This is a genomic window from Propioniciclava sp. LT432, from assembly GCF_059515965.1.
This window is the reverse complement of sequence record NZ_JCAKNE010000006.1, coordinates 48,627-62,425: the sequence shown is the minus strand read 5'-3', so window position 1 is coordinate 62,425 and position 13,799 is coordinate 48,627. Positions and strand designations below refer to the sequence as shown.

Below are 13,799 nucleotides of genomic sequence, written 5' to 3'. Positions count from 1 at the left end.
GCATGATCACCCTGCCAATCGACCTCATCGACCCCCACCCCGACAACCCGCGCCGCCAGCTGGGCGACCTCGCCGAACTCGCTGACAGCATCCGCGCCCAGGGTGTCCGCCAGAACCTGCTGGTTGTGCCCGTCTGCGCCGGATGCCCCGACATGGACCAGACCGGCCTGAAGGTCAAGGACGACGGCACCAGCTGGTGCACGCGCCACAAGCGCGAGGGGCGCCTGAGGACCGTCATCGGACACCGCCGCCTCGCCGCCGCGAAGCTGGCCGGCCTCACCGAGGTCCCCGCGGTCATCGATGAGGGCCTGTCGCCCGCCGACCAGCTGGAGCTGATGCTCGTCGAGAACGTCCAGCGCTCCGACCTGTCACCGGTCGAGGAAGCCGAGGGCTACCAGGGCCTGCTCGACCTGGGCGTCCCGGTCACCATGATCGCCAAGCGCACCGGCCGCAGCGCCACCACCGTCCGCTCCCGCGTCAAGCTCCTCGCCCTGCCCGACGAGGCACGCGAGAAGGTCCACACCGGCCAGGCGACGCTGGAGGACGCCGCGGTCGTCGAGGAGTACGCCAGCGACCCCGAGTACGCCGAGGGCCTCACCAACGCCTTGGGCACCGACAACTTCGACTGGCTGGCCAAGAAGGCCGCCGAGGCCCGCAAGCGCGCCGAGGGGCGCGACAAGCTCGTCGCGAAGCTGGCCAAGATGGGCGCCACCGAGGCAGCCGAGGAGCGCGCCGGGCACGCCGTCGTCCACCACTGGTACACCTACGACCTCACCATCCCCAAGGGCTTCGAGATGCCCGAGGGCGCCCTCGTCGTCGCCGGTGACCACGTCGTCACGCTGTACCGACCCAAGACCGAAGCCGAGCTGGCCAAGGACGACAAGAGCGAGGCCGCCAAGGCCAAGCGCAAGGCCGAAGAGGAAGCAACAGCGCTCGCCCAGGCTGCACTGGAGCAGGAACGCACCACCGCCGTCGCCCTGCGCGAGGACTTCTGCCGGAGCCTGCTGGCCCGCAAGCGGTTCACCAAGGACGAGACCGACGCCGTCCTCGCGACGTTCGTCCCGCGCATGGTCGCCCAGAACCTGGGCGGCTACAGCCTCAACCAAGAACTAGACGACCTCGACATCGACCTGTCCGACGTACCCGAGGAAGCCATCCTCGTCTACGCCCTCCACGTCAGCGTCGGCCAGCACCGATGGGGAGGCGCTTGGGCGAGGGTCCACGAGGACGACGCCGTCCGTGCCCTGTACCGGCTGCTGGGCCAACTGGGCTACACCCTCTCCGACGCCGAGCGGGCGCGCATCTTCCCCGACGAGGCCACAACCCCGGACGCCGAGCAGCCTGTCCCGGACCTGGGCGACTGCCCCGACTGCCACCACCCACTCGCCGACCACGAAGACGGCGAACCTGGCATCTGCTGGACCGACACCCCGTGCACCGGACCGTGCGGCAACCACCTGGACGCATGATGGCACGCGAAGATGATGCCTGCTGGGAGCACGGACTCGGCCACGTCGATCGCCACCCCAAGGTCGAGCGAAGCGAGCGCACTGCCCTGCCCGGGCACCTTTGGTGGGGTGTCGTACACCGCGACGACCAGACTTGCCAGTGGTGCTCCATCAAGGCCGCCCCGGAAGCGCTCGAAGTCGACCACATCCTGCCCTACTCGGCCGGTGGCCTCGACAACACGCCCAACCTCCGCACCCTGTGCCGACCCTGCAACCAGAACCGTTCCAACTTCGCCACCTACGAATGGAAGCGACACCTCCCGGTCGTCGCGAACTGCCAGGGGACGCCAAGCGAGTCGAGCGATACCCGTGTGACCGTCTACTGCCTCGGTCATCGGCGCATCGAGAGCGTCCCGGACTACTTCGCGCAGTCGTTCGAGCTGGCGCGCACATTGGGACGCGAGGTCCCGGCTCGCCCGGCTGACCGCATCTCGTACCCCCACGAGGCCCCGGGGTGGCTGCCCGAAATGAAGGAGCCCTGATGGCGCGGCGAATCCCTGGGGAGTTCGTCCCCCTAGACGTCAACCTGCCCTCCGACCCGAAGATCCGACGCGCCGGACCTGAAGCCGAGCTCGTCTACGTGCGCGGCCTCATCTACCTCAAGCGCACCAACAGCGACGGCTTCCTTCCCGAGTACGACCGGGACGCCTTCGCCGTGGGCTGCCGCAACGTCAGCAAGTCGATCGCGGCCCTTCTGCGCGTCGGGCTGTGGGAGGAGGCCGAGAAGGACGGGGAGCCTGGCTGGGTGTGCCGCTCCTGGCTGAAGTGGAACGCGTCGCAGCAGGAGATCGCGGCGATGCGTGATGAGCGGAAGGCCGGGGCCCTGCGGACCAACCATGGCAAGGGCCTGCACGAGCGACCCGTGAGCGGGTGCCCCGACTGTGAAGGAGTGGCCGCATGAGCGTCCACATCGGAGAGCGCTATAGCGCCCGCTACAGCGCCCGGACCAGCACCCGGACCAGCGGCGCAGAGATAGAGATAGACCGTAGACCAAAGACAGTAGAGATAGACCGTAGACCTTTCTGCTGCCGCGGGAGCAAAAAGCGCTCCCTTGCCTCCGATACCCCTGCCGCACTCCCTGCCCCCCGGGGAGAACTGAAGTCTGCTTCCAAACCACAGACCGCGCGCGCGCCCCGCCGCTTGGCTGCAAACACCTCGCCCACGGAAGGACCAAACGATCATGAACGAGCCTGAGACAGAGCAGACCCAGCTCCCGCGAAGGCACAGTGGTGTGGGCCCCACGCCCGAGCAGCGAGCCGCCATGGACGCCGCCATCCGGGCCGGGCGTGAGGCGACCGCCCAGCGCAAGGCTCAGGCCGGCCAGTACCTCGCTGCTGCGCTCGAAGGGTTCGAGTCGTGACGGCGCTGTGGCACGGTGGCGTCCCCGGCCTTCGGGTCGGTGAGCTGATCGAGCCGGGGCACCGGCGCAAGACACACCCGGGCTGCGCCTGGTGTGCTGCCCGCGAGGCTCAGGAGGCCGGTGGTGCCGTCCCGGCGGTCGACCCGCTGGCCAAGCCCGGCTTGGTCTATGTGACGCCGCACCGGCTGTACGCGAAGCACTACGCGAGCTTGTTCGGTCGTGGCTGGCTGTACCGCGTCGAGCCGGTGGGCGTCGTCGAGCGCTCGACGGAGGACTCGGTGGAGTCGTACACGTGCCCGGCTGCTCGGGTCGTGTCGGTGTACGAGCGGGCCGTGCGGCTCACGATGACCGAGCGGCGCCGGTTGTGGCGGGAGTGGTCGATCGCCGACCAGGAGCACGAGGCTCTCGCTGACGCGCTCGTGGCGGGAGGTGCGCGATGACGGCGACCAGACCGGGCGCCGGTGCGCGCCGTGCGGCGATGGTGCCGATCGACTCGATTGAGGCGCACCCGACGAACATCCGCCAGAACCTGGGCGACCTGCGGACGCTCGCTGCGTCGATCGAGTCCGAGGGCATCCTCGTGCCGCTGATCGTCGAACGCCGCGGGGACCTGTACCGGGTTCGGGACGGGCACCGTCGGCTTGCCGCCGCCCGGATGGCCGGCCTGCAGCGGGTCCCCGTGTTCGCGTGGGAGGACTCCCTCGGGCTGGCTGACTGGGTGCGTCAGGCGGTCATCGTCAACAACCAGCGGGCCGACCAGAAGGCCGCCGAGCGACGCGACTCGATCAAGCGACTGCGGGCCCTGGGCCTGACGTGGCAGGACATCGCCGACGCGTACGGCGTCCACGCCAAGACCGTCCAGAACTGGCTGGACCCGAAGGACGTCGGCAAGCACGGCGCCAACGGCGTCCGGAACCTGCCCATCCCGCGCAAGCACCTCCGGTCGTTCATCGACGACTGGCGGCCCAAGGTCACCGGTGTCCCGGGGATCGCCGTCCTCGACGCGCTCGAGCAGCTGCTCGACCCCGACGTCGAGGCGTCCGACAGCACCCCCTCCACCGAAGGAGACCCCTCATGAACCGCGCCATCCCCCACCCGCCGCCCGGACGCCAAGCGGCGACCACGAAGTCCGAGCTCACCCAGATCGTCCGCGACCGCTTCACCCAGGGCGTCCACGTGCCCGTGCCCGCACCGGGGATCCCGTACAGCCGGCGGCCGGCCGAGGCGCCCGAGGTGTTCATGGCGACGATCGTCGCCGACTCGCGGACGGAGGTCCTCGAGCGGGCCCGCGCCCAGGCGCGCGCCTGGTTAGGCACCGACGACGTCGAGCTCCGCAACCTGCGCGCCTGCATCACGTTTTCCGAGGCCGGCCGGCCCGATCGGTACAAGAGCGACTCCTGGTGGGTTGCCGGGAGCGATGGGGGTCGGGCGTGAGCAGGTTGGAGTTCTCGGGTGAGGTCGTGGTCGTGCAGTTCGTGTCCGACGGCGAGTCGGACGGCATCGGCGCGGGGCCGGGCACCTATGTGACGATCCTGCTGGACGATCCGGACACGCCGATCCGGCACGCGCACGTGGTCGTCCGGGAGCAGAAGGTCGACGGGCTGACCGCGGGGCCGGTCGTGATGGACGAGGCAGCCAAGTTCGTCCAGGCGGCCGAGGACGCCGCCTGGCAGCCCGGCGAGGAGCAGGTCGAGGCGTGGATGCGCCTGGCTCGCCAGAAGGGCTACCTGAAGTCGGGGGGTGGCCAGCATGGGTAGACCAGCAGCCCAAGACACGCGGGCGTGCCCGTACTGCGGCGCCCACAACCGTCGTGGTGCCGGCGTGTGCCGCGTGTGTGCTGAGCAGACGCGCCGGCGCCTGCGTGAGCTGCCCGGCTGGTGGGACGAGCTGCAGACGACGATCATCCGCCAGAGCAAGCTCCAGCCCGCCGGTGGCGGGTCGGCGTCCGGCGACGACTGGAAGTGGCCCTACGACATCCGGGCGAGCCACGCCGCGGACGCCGTCCGGGCCACCCTCGCCGCCTGGGTCCGCACCAACGTCCACATGATGGGCGAGGACGCACCCAGTGACTCGGTGCCCGCCTACTGCGCCTACCTGAGCGCCTGGCACGCGATGCTCGCCCGCCGAGACGACTACGTCGACTTCGTCGACGACATCCACCGGATCACCGGCCGGATCATGCGGGTCGTGGACTACTCCGACGTCCGAGCCAGCATCCCCGTCGGACCATGCCCCCTGCCCGACGACGAGGGCGGCTACTGCACCGGCAGCGTGTACGCCCACTTCCCGCAGTCCGACCGGGACGGCTGGCCGCCCATCATGGGCTGCGACCAGGTCGACGAGCACTGGTGGGACGCCCTCCGGTGGCGTCGCGCCGGTCGTGGCATCGCCGCCCGCAAGGCCGAGCTGGCGAAGGCCCGCGAGCTCGCCACCCAGATCGGCGGACGCCGATGAGCAGCAACCACGTCACGCTGGCCCGGCTCATTGCCCGCGAGACCGCCTGCACAAGGGCCGAGGCGTCCCGGCTGGTCGACTACGCCGCCCGATCGGGCCTGTCCGCCCGCGAGCTGACCCGCTGCTACCGGCACGCCGGCCTCCTCGGGCTGGAGATCCTCGTCATCGCCGGAGCCATGCACCCCGACTACCTGCGATGCCATCGCGACCAGCCCGTGCCCGCCAAGCCCATCGGCCGGCACGGTTCCCGAATCCAACGAGCCCACCACCGAACCAGGAGCACGAGATGACCCACCTCCGCACCGACCCCGCCTGCATCCAGCACAGGCCGCCCCGCACGCCCTGGGGCGTCTGGTGGTTCGACTACAACCGCGGACGCGCCTGCCTGGTCTGCGAGCGCGCCGAACAGCAGCGTCTCCGCCAAGCCTGGGGTTTCCCCGAGCGTGCAGAGCAGCGAGCCGAGCGTGACGCGCTGGCTGCTGCGGTCGAGCGCGTACGGGCGCTGCACGGTCCGAGGGTGGTCCAGGTGCTCGGCGCCGTGTGCTCCGCTGAGGAATGCGACCACGAGGACGCCTGCCCACTCGTGGACTACACCGTGTGCGGACACTGCTACGACGTGGGCGACGGGGCGCACCCCTACGCCTACGAGGAGGGCGGCCTCCAGGACGTCGCCCACCCCTGCCCGACCGTCTGCGCACTCGAAGGGGGTGCCGAGTCGTGAGCGACAAGAGCAAGATCGAGTGGACCGACGCGACCTGGAACCCCGTCACCGGCTGCACCCGCGTGAGCCCCGGCTGCGAGAACTGCTACATCGACTGGGCGCCGCCGTTCCGCATCGAGGGCCGCCACTTCACCGTGCCGTGCGAGCACTGCGGTGGCACGGGCTTCGAGCCGATGACCGGCAAGTTCCGGGACAGTCACGCATGCTCCATCTGCAAGGGCGAGGGCAAGGCGCGGTCCCACGCCATCGGCTCGACGACCGGCGTCCGCGTCCACCCCGAACGCCTTGACCAGCCGCTCCGCTGGAAGAAGCCGCGACGGATCTTCGTCAACAGCCTGTCCGACCTGTTCCACGACGACGTCTCGGACGCCTACATCGCCCGCGTCTGGGCTGTGATGGCGCTCGCCCCGCAGCACACCTTCCAGGTCCTCACCAAGCGCCACGCGCGCATGCGGGCGCTGCTCAACTCGCCCGACTTCCAGGTGGCCGTGTCGCGTGCCCAGGGGTGGTGGGTTGACTTCCACGACGACCCCGACCCCGCCGACGGCGGCATCTGCGAGCGGTGTCGTGATGACGTTCCCCACTGCCCCGTCCCGTGGCCCCTCCCGAACGTCTGGCTGGGGGTGACGGTCGAGGACCAGAAGCACGCCGACATCCGCATCCCGGCCCTCATGGAGATCCCCGCCACGGTTCGCTTCCTGTCCTGCGAGCCACTGCTGGAGCCGGTCACGCTCACCCACTTGCACTCGTACTGCCCGACGCACGACTTCGCGGGCGGGTACTGCATGGGCTACTGCCCGGACCGGCGGTGGCCGGACTGGGTGATCGTCGGTGGTGAGTCTGGCCGCGACGCCCGACCCATGAGCATCGACTGGGCGCGGTCCCTCCGCGATCAGTGCCAGGCGGTCAGCATTCCGTTCCTGTTCAAGCAGTGGGGTGACGCGAGCGCCTGGCGCGACCGGCAGGGCGACGTCTGGCACCAGCGCAACGGCGGACGCCTCGAGACGGCCGAGACCGCCCCGTTCTCCCGCGAGCACGTCAAGAAGAAGTGGGGGCCGCTGGTCCGACTCGGCAAGAAGGCCGCGGGGCGCGAGCTCGACGGCCGCACCTGGGACGAGTATCCCGGCACCGCCACCCAGACGGGAGGCGAGTCGTGAGCGGCTGCAACTGCGCCGAGTGCGTCGCGCGCATCGTCAACCCTGACCTGCCGCCCGATACGCCCCACTGGTCCCAGCGGTGTGTCGAGTGCGGCGCATGGGTCCGTACAGAGGCCGAGGTTCTGAGCGGCTACCTCTCTGCACGCCTCGACCTGCCCAGCGCCACCAAGGCCCACGCCGCCACCCACGGGCGCACCGACAATGAGTGCTTCCCCAGCCTGACCATCGAAGGAGACGAGTCATGACGAACCTTGTACCCCCGGATCGGATCGAGGAGATCGTCGGTGCTAATCGGCACGAGACCGAGCACCTCGCGCGAGCGGTAAGCGCCGAGCGGACCGTCTACATCCTGCACAGTCAGGCGTGCCGGGACGCGAACTCGGACCTCCGAGAGTGTGCCTTCTCGGTCGCCCTCGACCGGGGGATTGATCACCACATCCCATGGTCTGGCTGGCGCCGAGTCCCGGACCTTCCTGTGCGGGTCCAGATCTTCCGCGGCTGGCTCGTCCCGGACTTGCTCGCGGTCCGCCAGGCGGGAGGCGAGTCGTGATCCGCATCCCCCCGCAGACCCCAACCGAACCGACGTTCAAGGCGGAGGGCACCGTCGTGGGCATGGACTTCGAACCCGACGGCACCGTCCTCCGGGTCCGCGTCGACGGGCAGGTACGCGTCGACCGGGCGTGCCAGGTCACGATCGCTGAGGTGCAGCGGTGAGCAGTCGTCTGTACGTAGCGTTCGCCCAGTGGCGCCACCCGCAGGGCTACGACCACGGCTGGTGGGAAGGCGTCACCAAGCGCGAAGGCAACAAGCGCCGCACTGACATCTGCCGACACCGGCACGACACCCGTGAGGCCGCCCAGGAGTGCGGAAGCATGATGGCCATCCTCCGTAACATGAAGGCTGCGTGATGCAGCCGTGACGGCCATGGGATCGCCAGACTTCTTTGGCGCCAGACGGCCGCGACGGTGGCTGGTCGTCTACCTCGACGGGAGCGAGGTCATCGAGGCCGACACCTACAGCTGGAACGAGGACGGCAGCGCCACCTTCCGGTCCGGATACACTGAGCAGGTCGTGACCGGATGGCGGCGCCTCGTCATCCTGGGCAAGCCGATGAGCCAGGCCGACGCCGCCCACCTCCTCGGCGTGACATCGCGCACGATCCGCCGGTGGGCGAACGCTGGCCGCGTCCAGACGACCGACGGCGGCAAGGTGTGGCTGGAGCAGTGCGAGGTCGCAGCGAACCGGGCGCGCGTGAGCGTCGGACCAGAAATTCGTTCTGCCGGGAGCGTCGCAAGCGAACGGCTGGACGGTTTGTCCTAGCCTGTTCGGTAAGTGGCCAGCCCTGTCGAGAGATCGGCGGGGCTGGTCCCATGTCCGGGGCCTCCTCCTCGCGCGAGCACCAGCCCAGCGCACACAACCAGACGCTGAGCGTCATCCATGGGAAGAACGGCTGGCACGGCCGCGGCGAGGGGGCCCCTCCGACCTGGGGGAGCGTGATGGCGAACCAGTACCGCGGGAAGGGCAGCAGCGCCTACCAGCGACAACAGCAGGCGCTCAAGAAGCTGTGCAAGGCGAAGGGCATCGGCTGCAGCAACTGCGGCAAGCCGTTCGACTTCGAGGACCACAACAGCAAGCGCGGGTTCACCGCCGACCATCCCGAAGCGATCGCCAACGGCGGCCGGCTCCTGGGCCAGAAGCTCGTCCCGCTCTGCCGCGAGTGCAACGGCCGCAAGGGCAAGACCGTCGATCCGATCCTCCGGCCCGCGACCTGACAGGGGGGCCTCAAAGACCCGGGGGTCGAGGCCAGGTCAGTCCCTACGCCGACTCTGAGGATTCTCTCTCACGGTCCCACCATGTGGTGGAATTGGGGAGCATTACCCCTAGTCAGGAGGGGTTAGAGCATGGGCCGAGCGCCGTCACCGTGTGGCACCCCAGCCGCCTACCGTCGCCACCTGCGACACAAGGAAGATCCCTGCACTGCGTGCAAGAAGGCCAAGCGTGACGAGGCCCGCGGACAACGTGACGAGGCCCGCAAGATCGAGGCCCTCACCGTCCCGACCCAACCGCCCCTGGTCGCCGCACCTCCGCCGGCCCCGCCACTCCCCGGCCCCGATTCGTCGGAGAAGAGCGACCTGGAGATGATCCGCGACTCACTGGTCGAAGCGATCGACGTGGTCCGCCTCGACGACCCGACCCGCCTGCCCGGCCTGGTCCGCGAGCTCCGCGAAACGTGGAAGGCGCTCCGCGACCTGAAGGCCAAGGGCGCCGACGAGGAAGCCGTCGACGAGTTCGCGAAGGCCCGCGCCGCCCGTGAAGCCCGCAAGGCGGCCGGCGGATGACGACCGTCGCTCCCGACAAGCTGATGGGACGGCAGCAACCGCGGGTCTTCCGGATCCCGTCCTCAGCGACCGACAGCCTGGTCGAGGACGCGCTCACCCTGTGGGAACTCACCGGCCGCGAGCTCGACCCGTGGCAGGAGACCACCTGCGAGGCCCTGTTCGCCGTCGACGCACTCGGCAGCTGGGCGGCCTCCGAGGTCGGCCTGCTGGTGTCCCGCCAGCAGGGCAAGGGCGAAGTCCTCCAGGTGTACGACCTCGCCCACCTGTTCCTGTGGCCCAAGCCGAACGGTGAGCGGAAGATCATCGTCCACACCGCGCACGAGTTCGCGACCGTGGACATGCACTACCTGAAGCTCAAGGACCGCGTCCTCGGATCGCCGTGGATGCGCCGGCAACTCAAGGGCGGCGGCGTCCGGCACGCGCGCGGCATCTCCGGGATCTCCACCGGCATGGGCCGCCGCGTCTTCGAGCTGCAGAACGGCAACCTGCTGATCCTCCAGTCCCGCACCGGCGGGGCCGGCATCGGGTTCACCGCCGACGTCCTGGTCATCGATGAGGCGCAGCACTCGCCGTCGGAGACGATGGAAGCGCTGCTATTCACCCAGGACGGCGTCGCGAACACGCAGGTGTTCTACACCGGCACCGTCCCCACCGACACCCAGGACGGCTCCCACTTCGAAGCCGTCCGCGACCGCGGACGACACGGCGGCTACCCGCGCACCGCATGGGTCGAGTTCTCCCCCGACGGCTCGGACGACCCCGACACTGCCGCGGCCATCCGCATGGACGACCGCGAGGTGTGGGCCCAGTCCAGCCCAGCCCTGGGCCGGCGCACCACCGAGGCAGACATCGCCGACAAGTACGCCGCGTTCAAGGACACCAACCCGGACGCGTTCATCAAGCAACGCCTCAGCATCTGGCCGAACAAGCGCCCCGAAGTGGAACGCGCCGCCAACGACCTCGACCTCCGCGCCTGGAACAACAACACCACCGACCTCCGCGCCGGTGCGGGGCTCGTCCTCGCCGTCGCCCTGGGCCGCGGTGGTGGCTACTCCTCCATCGGAGCCGCCTGGCGTGCCCCAGACGGCCGGATCCTCGTCGAGCACATGGACACCCGCGCCAAGACCCTGTGGGTGCCCGCCCGGCTCAAGGAACTCGCCGGCCAGCACAAGTCCAGCCTGATCGTCGTCGACGAACGCAACGCCGCCCCGATCATGACCGACCTCGAGAAGAACGGACTCAAGCCGTTCAAGATGAACACCGGCGAGGTCGGCGCCGCCTACGAGCTGTTCATCGAGTCCGTCAACGCCGGCGACGTGATCCACCCCGACCAGAACGAGCTCACGCTCTCGCTCAAGCACGCCGTGCCGCGCACCATGGGCCGCGGCCTGTCGACCTGGGAGCAGGGGACCTCGACCGAACCCGTCACCCTCACCCAGGCCGTCACCCTCGCCCTGTGGGGCCTCAAGAAGGACGAGGCCCGGCCCAAGGCCCACTCGCACGTGCCCATCACGCCCGGCGTCCTGGGCGGCGACACGGACAGCAGCGACGGCTACACCCTGACCACGACGACGTCCGCGCTGGACTTCCTCCGGCGCTGAGAGGAGTGACCCCGTGGCTGAGACTCCTCCCGTCGACGAGAAGGGCTACGTCATCCCCGCCACCACTTGGGCGGGATGGTGGCCCGACCTCGACGTCGTCGAGACCATCCCCGAACTGCGGTACCCCGAAAGCCTCACCAGCTTCGAGCAGATGCAGATCGACCCGCAGGTGTCCTCCACCGTGTCCGCGGTCACCCTGCCGCTGCGGTCCACCGGCTGGTGGGTCGAACCCAACGGCGCCGACGCCGAAGTAGTCCAGTACGTGTGCGACAACCTTGGCCTCGGCGTCCGCGGCGTCGACTCCACCACCCCGGTCCGGACCCGCGACCGCTTCAGCTTCGCCGAGCACCTCGACCTCGCCCTGGAGTCCATCACCTACGGCCACTCCGTCTTCGAGCAGGTCGCCCGCTGGGACGGCTCCCGCTTCCAACTCCGCAAGCTCGGCTGGCGTCCGCCCCGCACGATCAGCAAGTGGAACGTCGCCCGCGACGGCGGCCTGGAGTCCATCGAGCAGCACGACATGAAGCAGCCCCTGCCCATCAACAACCTCGTCGTCTACTCCCACCGCCGCCGCGGTGGCGCCTGGTCGGGCCGTAGCGTCCTGCGGACGTCGTGGAAGTTCTGGCTGCTGAAGGACCGCATGCTGCGCGTGCAGGCCACCAGCGTCGACCGCACCGGCGTCGGCACGCCCGTCTACGAAGCCGCACCCGCACCCGAAACGATGGACGCCGACGAGGCCTACGCGTACGCCGAGGCCCAACGCAAGGCCGGCCTCGCGATCGCCAAGCAGTACCGGTCCGGTGAGGAGTCCGGGGCGAGCATCCCCGCCGGCTCCAAGCTGTCCGTCATCGGCGTCAGCGGCAACCTGCCCGACCCCGACAAGGTCATCCGCTACTACGACGAGCAGATCGGCAAGAGCGTCCTGGCGAACTTCCTGAGCTTGGGCGGGGAGAACTCGCGCGGCTCCTACGCACTCGGCTCGACGTTCGCCGACTTCTTCGTCCAGTCACTGCAAGCTGAGGCCAAGTGGCTCTCCGACGTCCTCACCCAGCACGTCGTGGAGGACCTCGTCGACTGGAACTGGGGACCCGACACCCGCGCACCCCGGATCGTCTGCGACGACATCGGCAGCAAGCACCCCGTCACCGCCGAGGCGATCGCCGCCCTCGTCAACTCCGGCGTCCTCCAGCCCGACCCCGGCCTGGAGCAGTTCATGCGCTCCACCTACGGGATCACCCAGCGCGACACCTCCTGGGGCAAGGGTGACCTCGCCAACCAGAAGACGCGCGCCGACATGTTCAAGCAACTCATCGACGCCGGCGCCAGCTTCGAAACCGCCAAGGCCGCCAGCGGCCTCACCAACCTGGAGCCCGCACCCAAGGAGGACCAGTGACCTACCGCTTCCGAGGCGACACCCCGCCCACCGCAAGCTCTCGCGCATCGATCCTCACCCCCGAGACCAGCAGCGACGGCCTCGTCGACCTGTACCTGTACGACCCCATCGACAGCTGGGGCGGCTACTGGGGCGTCAGCGCCAAGGAGTTCGGCGAGGCCCTCGCCTCGCTCCCGGACGACACCACCGAGATCCGGCTCCACATCAACTCCCCCGGCGGCGAGGTGTGGGACGCGATGGCCATCGTCAACCAACTGCGCCGCCACCCGGCCCGCACCGTCGCGGTCGTCGACGGCATCGCGGCGTCCGCGGCGTCCGTGATCGCAGTCACCTGCGACGAGACCGTGATGGGCGTCGGCGCCCAGCTGATGATCCACGACGCCTGGAACATCGCGATCGGCAACGAGGCCGACATGCTCGCCATGGCCGACCGGCTCGCGAAGTCGTCCAACACCCTCGCCGGCATCTACGCCCAAAAGGCCGGCGGTGACGTCGAGGACTGGCGCGAACTCATGCGCGCGGAGACTTGGTACACCGCCGCCGAGGCAGTCCGCGACGGCCTCGCCGACCGGGCCGAGGGCGGCACCGACACCGACGACGCCAAGGCGCTGTTCGACCTGTCCCTGTTCCGGTACGCGGGCCGCGCCCAGGCGCCCGCCCCGCGGCGTCCAGGAGAGGCCCTGCGTCCGGTGGCAGCGATGCCGCCGACCGGAGCACGCGAGGCCGGCCTGCCCGCCGACCTCCCCCAAGCCCCCGTCTCGTCCGAGCCGGGTAACACCAACCGAAAGGAGTCGGTCATGGCCGACACCCTGAAGGCGGACATCTTGCAGCGGCTCGGAGTGACCGACGCCAACGCCGACGACGCCACCATCCTGGCCGCCCTCGACGAGGCGCTCGAGGAGCGCGCCGACGAGCCGGCCCCGACCGCCCGCATCCCCGAGGGCACCGTCCTCGTGGACGCCGGCCGCTTCGCCGAGCTGGAGGCCCAGGCCGCAGACGGCGCCCAGGCACGCGCCCAGCAGAACGCCGAGCGCCGCGACCGTCTCGTCGCGACCGCCCTCACCGAGGGGCGCATCTCTGCGGCCAACCGCGCCGTCTGGCGTGAGCGCCTCGACGTCGACGAGGAGGGCACCAGCGCCCTGCTCGCCACCCTCCCGAAGTCGGGCGCCGTCCCGACCGAGGAGATCGGTTACACCGGCGGCGAGGACGAGTCCACCGAGGACGCCCGCAACTTCAAGTCCATCTACAAGACGAAGGAGGCGTGAT

22 protein-coding genes are annotated in these 13,799 nt (G+C 69.8%); all 22 read left to right on the top strand.

Features of this window, described 5'->3' with window-relative positions:
• The first annotated feature begins 2 nt into the window (after positions 1-2).
• On the top strand, positions 3-1,469 hold the full coding sequence (locus tag AC5YDV_RS04490) for a ParB/RepB/Spo0J family partition protein (protein ID WP_496192383.1): 1,467 nt from the start codon (positions 3-5) through the stop codon (positions 1,467-1,469).
• Positions 1,466-1,990, top strand: coding sequence for an HNH endonuclease (locus tag AC5YDV_RS04485; protein WP_496192382.1), 525 nt, complete (start codon positions 1,466-1,468; stop codon positions 1,988-1,990). The genes AC5YDV_RS04490 and AC5YDV_RS04485 overlap by 4 nt, the downstream gene beginning before the upstream one ends.
• Positions 1,990-2,409, top strand: coding sequence for a hypothetical protein (locus tag AC5YDV_RS04480; protein WP_496192381.1), 420 nt, complete (start codon positions 1,990-1,992; stop codon positions 2,407-2,409). The genes AC5YDV_RS04485 and AC5YDV_RS04480 overlap by 1 nt, the downstream gene beginning before the upstream one ends.
• A gap of 279 nt (positions 2,410-2,688) precedes the next feature.
• Positions 2,689-2,868 carry a hypothetical protein gene (locus tag AC5YDV_RS04475; RefSeq protein WP_496192380.1) on the top strand — a complete coding sequence of 60 codons (180 nt, stop codon included), beginning with the start codon at positions 2,689-2,691 and terminating at the stop codon, positions 2,866-2,868.
• Positions 2,865-3,308: a hypothetical protein gene (locus AC5YDV_RS04470; protein ID WP_496192379.1), complete on the top strand. Its 444-nt coding sequence runs from the start codon at positions 2,865-2,867 to the stop codon at positions 3,306-3,308. Before AC5YDV_RS04475 ends, AC5YDV_RS04470 begins: the two co-directional genes overlap by 4 nt.
• Positions 3,305-3,946 carry a ParB/RepB/Spo0J family partition protein gene (locus AC5YDV_RS04465; RefSeq protein ID WP_496192378.1) on the top strand — a complete coding sequence of 214 codons (642 nt, stop codon included), beginning with the start codon at positions 3,305-3,307 and terminating at the stop codon, positions 3,944-3,946. The genes AC5YDV_RS04470 and AC5YDV_RS04465 overlap by 4 nt, the downstream gene beginning before the upstream one ends.
• Positions 3,943-4,302 carry a hypothetical protein gene (locus tag AC5YDV_RS04460; RefSeq protein ID WP_496192377.1) on the top strand — a complete coding sequence of 120 codons (360 nt, stop codon included), beginning with the start codon at positions 3,943-3,945 and terminating at the stop codon, positions 4,300-4,302. Before AC5YDV_RS04465 ends, AC5YDV_RS04460 begins: the two co-directional genes overlap by 4 nt.
• A complete protein-coding gene (locus tag AC5YDV_RS04455; protein WP_496192376.1) occupies positions 4,299-4,625 on the top strand; it encodes a hypothetical protein in 327 nt (108 codons plus the stop codon). The genes AC5YDV_RS04460 and AC5YDV_RS04455 overlap by 4 nt, the downstream gene beginning before the upstream one ends.
• Positions 4,618-5,322 (top strand): hypothetical protein, encoded by a 705-nt coding sequence (locus AC5YDV_RS04450; protein ID WP_496192375.1) that lies wholly within the window; start codon positions 4,618-4,620, stop codon positions 5,320-5,322. The genes AC5YDV_RS04455 and AC5YDV_RS04450 overlap by 8 nt, the downstream gene beginning before the upstream one ends.
• Positions 5,319-5,612, top strand: a complete 294-nt coding sequence (locus tag AC5YDV_RS04445; protein ID WP_496192374.1) for a hypothetical protein — start codon at positions 5,319-5,321, stop codon at positions 5,610-5,612. The genes AC5YDV_RS04450 and AC5YDV_RS04445 overlap by 4 nt, the downstream gene beginning before the upstream one ends.
• A complete protein-coding gene (locus AC5YDV_RS04440) occupies positions 5,609-6,043 on the top strand; it encodes a hypothetical protein (RefSeq protein ID WP_496192373.1) in 435 nt (144 codons plus the stop codon). The genes AC5YDV_RS04445 and AC5YDV_RS04440 overlap by 4 nt, the downstream gene beginning before the upstream one ends.
• Positions 6,040-7,200 (top strand): DUF5131 family protein, encoded by a 1,161-nt coding sequence (locus AC5YDV_RS04435; RefSeq protein ID WP_496192372.1) that lies wholly within the window; start codon positions 6,040-6,042, stop codon positions 7,198-7,200. Before AC5YDV_RS04440 ends, AC5YDV_RS04435 begins: the two co-directional genes overlap by 4 nt.
• Complete coding sequence (locus AC5YDV_RS04430) at positions 7,197-7,445, top strand: hypothetical protein (protein ID WP_496192371.1); 249 nt, start codon at positions 7,197-7,199, stop codon at positions 7,443-7,445. Before AC5YDV_RS04435 ends, AC5YDV_RS04430 begins: the two co-directional genes overlap by 4 nt.
• Positions 7,442-7,750 carry a hypothetical protein gene (locus AC5YDV_RS04425; protein ID WP_496192370.1) on the top strand — a complete coding sequence of 103 codons (309 nt, stop codon included), beginning with the start codon at positions 7,442-7,444 and terminating at the stop codon, positions 7,748-7,750. Before AC5YDV_RS04430 ends, AC5YDV_RS04425 begins: the two co-directional genes overlap by 4 nt.
• Positions 7,747-7,914, top strand: a complete 168-nt coding sequence (locus AC5YDV_RS04420; RefSeq protein ID WP_496192369.1) for a hypothetical protein — start codon at positions 7,747-7,749, stop codon at positions 7,912-7,914. The genes AC5YDV_RS04425 and AC5YDV_RS04420 overlap by 4 nt, the downstream gene beginning before the upstream one ends.
• The gene (locus tag AC5YDV_RS04415) at positions 7,911-8,108 is read left to right on the top strand and encodes a hypothetical protein (protein WP_496192368.1); all 198 of its coding nucleotides are present in this window, start codon (positions 7,911-7,913) and stop codon (positions 8,106-8,108) included. The genes AC5YDV_RS04420 and AC5YDV_RS04415 overlap by 4 nt, the downstream gene beginning before the upstream one ends.
• Before the next feature lie 16 nt (positions 8,109-8,124).
• A complete protein-coding gene (locus AC5YDV_RS04410; protein WP_496192367.1) occupies positions 8,125-8,520 on the top strand; it encodes a MerR family transcriptional regulator in 396 nt (131 codons plus the stop codon).
• A 50-nt stretch (positions 8,521-8,570) separates the two neighbouring features.
• Positions 8,571-8,972, top strand: coding sequence for an HNH endonuclease (locus AC5YDV_RS04405; protein WP_496192366.1), 402 nt, complete (start codon positions 8,571-8,573; stop codon positions 8,970-8,972).
• Positions 8,973-9,101: 129 nt separating this feature from the next.
• Positions 9,102-9,539, top strand: coding sequence for a hypothetical protein (locus AC5YDV_RS04400; RefSeq protein WP_496192365.1), 438 nt, complete (start codon positions 9,102-9,104; stop codon positions 9,537-9,539).
• Positions 9,536-11,140 carry a hypothetical protein gene (locus AC5YDV_RS04395; protein WP_496192364.1) on the top strand — a complete coding sequence of 535 codons (1,605 nt, stop codon included), beginning with the start codon at positions 9,536-9,538 and terminating at the stop codon, positions 11,138-11,140. The genes AC5YDV_RS04400 and AC5YDV_RS04395 overlap by 4 nt, the downstream gene beginning before the upstream one ends.
• Before the next feature lie 13 nt (positions 11,141-11,153).
• On the top strand, positions 11,154-12,533 hold the full coding sequence (locus AC5YDV_RS04390; RefSeq protein ID WP_496192363.1) for a phage portal protein family protein: 1,380 nt from the start codon (positions 11,154-11,156) through the stop codon (positions 12,531-12,533).
• Entirely contained in the window at positions 12,530-13,798 is a 1,269-nt protein-coding gene (locus tag AC5YDV_RS04385; RefSeq protein ID WP_496192362.1) for a head maturation protease, ClpP-related, read from the top strand. The genes AC5YDV_RS04390 and AC5YDV_RS04385 overlap by 4 nt, the downstream gene beginning before the upstream one ends.
• The last annotated feature ends 1 nt before the right edge of the window (position 13,799 follow it).

Coding starts and splice junctions, on each gene's coding strand:
- AC5YDV_RS04490 (WP_496192383.1), top strand. CDS start 3: ATGATCACCCTGCCAATCGACCTCATCGACCCCCACCCCGACAACCCG.
- AC5YDV_RS04485 (WP_496192382.1), top strand. CDS start 1,466: ATGATGGCACGCGAAGATGATGCCTGCTGGGAGCACGGACTCGGCCAC.
- AC5YDV_RS04480 (WP_496192381.1), top strand. CDS start 1,990: ATGGCGCGGCGAATCCCTGGGGAGTTCGTCCCCCTAGACGTCAACCTG.
- AC5YDV_RS04475 (WP_496192380.1), top strand. CDS start 2,689: ATGAACGAGCCTGAGACAGAGCAGACCCAGCTCCCGCGAAGGCACAGT.
- AC5YDV_RS04465 (WP_496192378.1), top strand. CDS start 3,305: ATGACGGCGACCAGACCGGGCGCCGGTGCGCGCCGTGCGGCGATGGTG.
- AC5YDV_RS04460 (WP_496192377.1), top strand. CDS start 3,943: ATGAACCGCGCCATCCCCCACCCGCCGCCCGGACGCCAAGCGGCGACC.
- AC5YDV_RS04450 (WP_496192375.1), top strand. CDS start 4,618: ATGGGTAGACCAGCAGCCCAAGACACGCGGGCGTGCCCGTACTGCGGC.
- AC5YDV_RS04445 (WP_496192374.1), top strand. CDS start 5,319: ATGAGCAGCAACCACGTCACGCTGGCCCGGCTCATTGCCCGCGAGACC.
- AC5YDV_RS04440 (WP_496192373.1), top strand. CDS start 5,609: ATGACCCACCTCCGCACCGACCCCGCCTGCATCCAGCACAGGCCGCCC.
- AC5YDV_RS04425 (WP_496192370.1), top strand. CDS start 7,442: ATGACGAACCTTGTACCCCCGGATCGGATCGAGGAGATCGTCGGTGCT.
- AC5YDV_RS04410 (WP_496192367.1), top strand. CDS start 8,125: ATGGGATCGCCAGACTTCTTTGGCGCCAGACGGCCGCGACGGTGGCTG.
- AC5YDV_RS04405 (WP_496192366.1), top strand. CDS start 8,571: ATGTCCGGGGCCTCCTCCTCGCGCGAGCACCAGCCCAGCGCACACAAC.
- AC5YDV_RS04400 (WP_496192365.1), top strand. CDS start 9,102: ATGGGCCGAGCGCCGTCACCGTGTGGCACCCCAGCCGCCTACCGTCGC.
- AC5YDV_RS04395 (WP_496192364.1), top strand. CDS start 9,536: ATGACGACCGTCGCTCCCGACAAGCTGATGGGACGGCAGCAACCGCGG.